The 6,000-nt window shown below is 70.5% G+C and carries 7 protein-coding genes; 4 read left to right on the top strand and 3 right to left on the bottom strand.

Going from position 1 to position 6,000, the window contains the following annotated elements; all coding sequences use genetic code 11:
- Positions 1-121: 121 nt before the first annotated feature.
- Positions 122-706: a nicotinate-nicotinamide nucleotide adenylyltransferase gene (locus VED21_RS25345; protein ID WP_324887283.1), complete on the bottom strand. Its 585-nt coding sequence runs from the start codon at positions 704-706 to the stop codon at positions 122-124.
- Between the two features lie 47 nt (positions 707-753).
- Here VED21_RS25345 and VED21_RS25350 point away from each other — a divergent pair, with 47 nt between their 5' ends.
- The gene (locus tag VED21_RS25350; protein WP_324887284.1) at positions 754-1,329 is read left to right on the top strand and encodes a GNAT family protein; all 576 of its coding nucleotides are present in this window, start codon (positions 754-756) and stop codon (positions 1,327-1,329) included.
- Positions 1,330-1,363: 34 nt separating this feature from the next.
- On the opposite strand, the gene VED21_RS25355 is transcribed toward VED21_RS25350, so the two are convergent.
- A complete protein-coding gene (locus VED21_RS25355; protein ID WP_324887286.1) occupies positions 1,364-1,867 on the bottom strand; it encodes a CinA family protein in 504 nt (167 codons plus the stop codon).
- A 41-nt stretch (positions 1,868-1,908) separates the two neighbouring features.
- Positions 1,909-3,075 (bottom strand): bifunctional 2-C-methyl-D-erythritol 4-phosphate cytidylyltransferase/2-C-methyl-D-erythritol 2,4-cyclodiphosphate synthase, encoded by a 1,167-nt coding sequence (locus VED21_RS25360; protein WP_324887288.1) that lies wholly within the window; start codon positions 3,073-3,075, stop codon positions 1,909-1,911.
- A gap of 113 nt (positions 3,076-3,188) precedes the next feature.
- On the opposite strand from VED21_RS25360, the gene VED21_RS25365 reads away from it, so the two are divergent.
- From VED21_RS25365 to VED21_RS25375, 3 genes are all read left to right on the top strand, one after another.
- Entirely contained in the window at positions 3,189-4,004 is an 816-nt protein-coding gene (locus VED21_RS25365) for a cytochrome C assembly family protein (RefSeq protein ID WP_324887290.1), read from the top strand.
- 166 nt (positions 4,005-4,170) lie between these two features.
- On the top strand, positions 4,171-5,157 hold the full coding sequence (gene dusB, locus VED21_RS25370) for a tRNA dihydrouridine synthase DusB (protein ID WP_324887292.1): 987 nt from the start codon (positions 4,171-4,173) through the stop codon (positions 5,155-5,157).
- Positions 5,157-6,000, top strand: an 844-nt coding sequence (locus VED21_RS25375) for a two-component system sensor histidine kinase NtrB (RefSeq protein ID WP_324887294.1), incomplete at its 3' end; no start/stop codon positions are given. The genes dusB and VED21_RS25375, both read left to right, overlap by 1 nt.

Below are 6,000 nucleotides of genomic sequence, written 5' to 3' on the forward strand. Positions count from 1 at the left end.
ATCCGCTTGTTTTACGGCGTGGGAGAAAATTCGCCCGATAATCACTTCCGCGCGTGGCGGCGGCCGTGACGGTGGGCCGGTACGGCATATTGTCGCATGACTCGCTCCGGCGCCGTTCGCATCAGGCTTCGGCGTGCGTTTCGGGGCCGTACAGCCGGCGTGCGGTCGCGTAATCTTCGATTTCAGGAAGCAGAAGGCCCGACGCCGGTTCGCCGGCGGCCAGACGGCGGCGCGCTTCCGTGCTGGCCCACACGGCCGGTTCGAACCCCGGCTCGAAATCTGGCTCGAACCTGGGAAAGATCAGCGGCGGGGCGGCCTGGACGATGTCCAGCCAGCCCGGCCATCGCGGCGCGTGCGCCGCCACGTCGGCCCCCATGGCGAGGACGAACGGCGTTTCCGGGTGCAGGGCGACCAGGGCGCGCACGAGGTCGCGGGTCTTGACCGGGGGCTCCAGGCGCCCCTCCAGATCGCAGACCGTCACCGGCCCCGCCACCCTGGCCGCCATCAGCCGGCACATGTGCAGCCGGTCGGCGAAGGGCGCGAGGGGCTTCCGGCCGGGATGCACGGCGACCGGCACCAGCCAGACCCCGGCAATCCCGGGCATCGCCAGGATGGCCTCGCACAGGCGCAGATGCCCGCAATGGGGCGGATTGAAACTGCCGCCGAGAAGCGCGACCTTTCCAGAAGCATTTGCGGTCGGGACCATGCGGTTCGGTTTCTCTGGTGGCTCGATCATGGGCGAGGAGATGGACCATGAACCAATATGTCAAAGACTTCACCATACGGCCATTCGGACCGGAAGACATAAACGGCCACCTTGCCGCCGTCGCCGCCTCGCGTCCGCAGCTCGCCGCGGCGCTGTCGTGGGCATCGCCGGCCTATGGCCCGAACGAGAGCGCCGCATGGGTCATGTCGCGGACGGCGGCATGGGCGCAGGCCAGCGAATACAGCTTCGTCGTCGAGCACGCGCCGACGCGCACCTTCGCCGGCAGCTGCAGCATCAACCGGATCGACTGGCCGCATCAGGTCGGCAACCTGACCTACTGGATCGATTCGCGCTGGACCGGGCGCGGCGCGGCGACGGCCGGCGCCATGCTCGCCGCCCGGTTCGCGTTCGCCAACCTGGGCCTGCGGCGCGTCGAGATCCTGGCCGCCGAGGACAACGCCGCGAGCATCCGTGTCGCCGAGAAGCTGGGCGCCGTGCGTGAGGGCGTGCTGCGCCAGCGCCTGCGGCTGGGCGGTGCGCGAAAGGACGCGGTCCTGCTGTCGATCCTGCCCAGGGAGCTGAACGAGCCCGCCGTCGAGCGGCGCCCCATGGGCACGGCCTGAGAGGGGGGCTCGGCCTGAGGCCCCGTCCGGCGGCCTATCGCAGGCTGCCGTCGGGCCGGGCGGTGCGCAGCCGCTCCAGCGCGCATTCCACGGTCTGCAGGCGCACCGCCTCGCGGTCGCCGGGGAAGGTGTATTCCTTGTGCTTGGCGGGTCCCCGGCGCACGGCCGTGGCGATGTAGACGCGCCCCACCGGCTTGGCCTCGCTGCCGCCGTCCGGACCGGCGACGCCGGTCACCGCCACCGTCACGTCCGCCTTGGAATGGGCCAGCGCGCCCACCGCCATGGCGACCGCCACCTCGGCGCTGACGGCGCCGTGCGCCAGGATCAGGCTGGGCGGCACGCCCAGCATCTCCGACTTGGCGACGTTCGAATAGGTGACGAAGCCGCGCTCGACCACGCGGGACGAGCCGGCGATGTCGGTCAGCGCGCCGGCGATCAGGCCGCCGGTGCACGACTCGGCCGTGGCGATCGTGTAGCCGGCCGTGCCGTACTCGGCCAGCAGCCGGGCCGCGAGTTCGCGAATGTGCTGAGGGAACATGGTGCCTCCGCGCGTTTCGCGGCAGTCTAAACCGGCAATCTTCAGCCCGGCAATCGGACGGTCGCCACCGCCTGGGCGGCGATGCCTTCCTGGCGGCCGGTGAAGCCCAGCCGCTCCGTCGTCGTCGCCTTGACGCTGACGCGGTCGGCGGTGATCCCCAGCAGTTCGGCCAGACGCGCCACCATGGCCGCGCGGTGCGGGCCGACCTTCGGGCGCTCGCAGATGATGGTGACGTCGACGTGCGCGATCATGCCACGGCGCGCGTGCACCAGATCCACCGCGTGGCGCAGGAAACGGGCGCTGTCCGCCCCCTTCCACTGCGGGTCGGTGGGCGGGAAGTGGCTGCCGATGTCGCCGGCGCCCAGCGCGCCCAGCAGCGCGTCGGTCAGCGCGTGCAGCGCCACGTCGGCGTCCGAGTGGCCGTCCAGCTTGCGGTCGAGCGGCACCGGCACGCCGCACAGGATCACGTGGTCGCCCGCCGCGAAGCGGTGCACGTCGAAACCGGAACCGGTGCGCACGTCCGGCAGCGCGGCCAGCGTCAGGTGCGTGGCGCGGGCGAGGTCGACGGGGGTCGTCACCTTGAAGTTCTCCTCCTTGCCCGGAACCAGGGCCACCGACAGCCCGGCGCGCTCCGCCACCGCGGCGTCGTCGGTGAGGTCCTGCCCGGCGGCGTTGCGGTGCGCCGCCAGGATGTCGGCGAAGCGGAAGCCCTGCGGCGTCTGCGCGCGCCACAGCCCGGCGCGGTCCACGGTGCCGGCGCTGACACCGCCCGCGCCGCGCTTCAGCGTGTCGGTCACCGGCACGGCGGCGATGGCGCCGGGGGTGGTGTCCAGCGCCGCGATCACCGCCGACACCGTGTCCGGGTCGATCAGCGGGCGCGCGGCGTCGTGGATCAGCACGAGGTCGGGGGCGTCATCGGGGGAGCCGGCGGCCAGCGCCTCCAGCCCGTTGCGCACGGAATCCTGCCGGGTGGCGCCGCCGGCCACCGGTTCCGGCAGGCCGAGGCCGGCCACGGCGGCGTCGTACAGGTCGCGGTGGTCGGGGTTGATGACGACGCGCACCGCCGCCACCCGCGGATGGCGCAGGAACGCCTCCACCGTATGGCGCAGGACGGCGCGGCCGGCGAGGTCGTGGTACTGTTTGGGACGATCGGCGCCGAAGCGCTGGCCGCTGCCGGCCGCGACGATCAACGCGATGCAGGAAGGCATGGGAGGCGTGTCCGGGTGAAATGCAGACTTGACGGCGTCGCGGCGGAGCCTAGCCTGTCCCCGGTGATCCGCCAAGATGGCTCAGACCCGGACCGGGGCGCGGACGGAGGCGCATGTCGCAGAATCTGCTCTTCAGCCTGACGGCGTTGCTGGCGCTGGTGCCGGCCGCCCTGTTTCCCTACGGGGCACTCGCCGGCATCGGCGGGGGAGGGCGCTCGGCCGCCTATTGGGGCGCGCTGGCGCTGGCCTTCGTCGGCCCGTCCGTGTGGGCGGCCGCACAGGTGGGGGCGGCGTGGCACACCGGGCTGTCGACCGCGCTGTGGGTCACCATCGCCACGGTGATGGCGCTGTTCCTGGGGCTGGCGGCGCTGACGCGCTCGGCCTGGCGGCTCAGCCCGCTGCTGCTGCCCTACCTGCTGGCGGTCGGCGTGATCGCCGCGGCGACCCAGGGCATGCGCGAACCGCTGCTGCGCGGCAGCGCGCCGGAGCTGTGGATCCTGCTGCACATCGCCGTGTCCGTGGTGACGTACGCGCTGCTGACGCTGGCGGCCGTCGCCTCGCTCGCCGCCTTTTTGCAGGAGCGGGCGCTGAAGGCCAAGCGGCCGAACGCACTCACCCGCCTGCTGCCGCCGATGGCCGAGAGCGAGCGGCTGCAGGTGCGCCTGCTGACCGCGTCGGAGGTCGTGCTCGGCCTCGGCCTCCTGACCGGCATGGCAGTCCTGCATTACGAGAAGGGCGTGCCCTTCCGCCTGGACCACAAGGCGCTGTTCTCGATTGCCACTTTCGTGGTCATCGGCGGCCTGTTGTTTGTGCACGTAAGGACCGGGATACGCGGGCGTACGGCGGCGCGTCTGGTGCTGATCGCCTATCTCTTGCTCACCCTTGCCTATCCCGGCGTCAAATTCGTGATGAACGTCCTTCAGGCCTAGCGCGCCCTGGTGCCAAGGCGTTGGAATCGCTATACCCATTGGCCATGCTCGGCCTTGCGTCCGGGCGGACGGGCGTGATAGCCTGCTCAAAATCGCAGCAAATCGCTGATCTGCCCAGCAATCGGGCATTTTCCGCTCCCTGACACCGCCAGACACTGCAAAGCTGATGAGCATCCAGATCGGTCCCATCACCCTGTCGGATCCGGTGATCCTCGCCCCCATGTCGGGCGTCACCGACCTGCCGTTCCGCCGTCTGGTCAAGCGCACCGGATGCGGTCTGGTCGTGTCCGAGATGATCGCCAGCCAGGCGATGATCCGCGAGAACCGCCAGACCCTGCGCATGGCCGAAACCGTGCCGGAGGAGTCGCCGATGGCCGTGCAGCTCGCCGGCTGCGAGCCGGAGGTGATGGCGGAGGCGGCGAAGCTGAACGAGGACCGGGGTGCGGCCATCGTCGACCTCAACTTCGGCTGCCCGGTGAAGAAGGTGGTGAACGGCTACGCCGGCTCCGCGCTGATGCGCGACGAGGCGCTGGCCGGCCGCATCCTGGAGACCACCGTCAAGGCGGTGAAGATCCCGGTGACGCTGAAGATGCGCATGGGCTGGGACCACAACAGCCTGAACGCGCCGCGCCTCGCCCGCATTGCCGAGGAATGCGGCATCCGGATGGTCACCGTGCACGGCCGCACGCGCAACCAGATGTACAACGGCACCGCCGACTGGGCCTTCGTGCGCAACGTGAAGGAGGCGGTGTCGATCCCCGTCATCGTCAACGGCGACATCCAGACCTTCGACGACGTCGACCGCGCGCGGGCGGAATCCGGGGCGGACGGCGTGATGATCGGCCGCGGCACCTACGGCCGGCCATGGTTCCCGGCGCAGGTCATGCACTACCTGCGCACCGGCGAGCGCCTGCCCGATCCCCCGCTGGAGGAGCAGCTCGCCATCGTGCTGGAGCACTACGAGGCGATGCTGGAGCACTATGGCCGCGAACCCGGCCTGCGCGTCGCGCGCAAGCACGTCTCCTGGTACTCCAAGGGGCTGCACGGCTCGGCCGAATTCCGTTCGGAAATCAACCGCATGGACGACGTGGAGGCGGTGCGCCGCCACATCCGCGCCTTCTACGACCCAGCGATCGAAAGGATGGCGGCCTGATGTCGCGTACGGTCACGTCGTTGAACCGCCGTCCGCCCCGCGCCCCCTTTCGGCTGGGCACCATCGACGCCGCGACGGTGCTGAACGCGCTGCCGGACCCGGTGCTGGTGGTCGACGAGACCGGCATCGTCCGCTACGTGAACCTGGAGGCGCAGGAGTTCTTCGACAGCAGCGCCAGCATGATGGAAGGGGCTCCCCTGGCCGAGCTGCTGCCGCCCAACAGCACCGTCATGGGCCTGATCGACCAGGTGCAGCGCGACCACAGCACCGCGTCGCAGGAAGGCGTCACCATCGACACGCCGCGCATCGGCCCGCACCACGTCACGGTCCAGGTGTCGTCCATGGGCGACGATTCCGGGCAGGTGATCCTGACGATCTACGAGCGCTCCCTGGCCCGCAAGATCGACAACTCGCTCACCCACCGCAACGCGGCGCGCTCGGTCACCGCCATGGCGGCCATGCTGGCGCACGAGGTGAAGAACCCGCTGTCCGGCATCCGCGGCGCCGCGCAGCTCTTGGAAGAGAACGCCAACGAGCAGGACCGGGTGCTGACCCGCCTGATCTGCGACGAGGCCGACCGCATCGTGGCGCTGGTCAACCGCATGGAGGTGTTCTCCGACAGGCGTCCGCTCGACCGCGGACCGGTGAACATCCACACCGTGCTGGAGCACGTGCGCAAGATCGCGCAGAACGGCTTCGGCCGCAGCATCCGGTTCGTCGAGCGCTACGACCCCTCGCTGCCGCCGGTCTACGGCAACCGGGACCAGTTGATCCAAGTCCTGCTCAATCTGGTCAAAAATGCGGCAGAGGCCTGCCCCGATCCGGGCGGCGAGATCGTGCTGT

The organism is Azospirillum sp., from assembly GCF_035627195.1.
Lineage (GTDB): Bacteria > Pseudomonadota > Alphaproteobacteria > Azospirillales > Azospirillaceae > Azospirillum.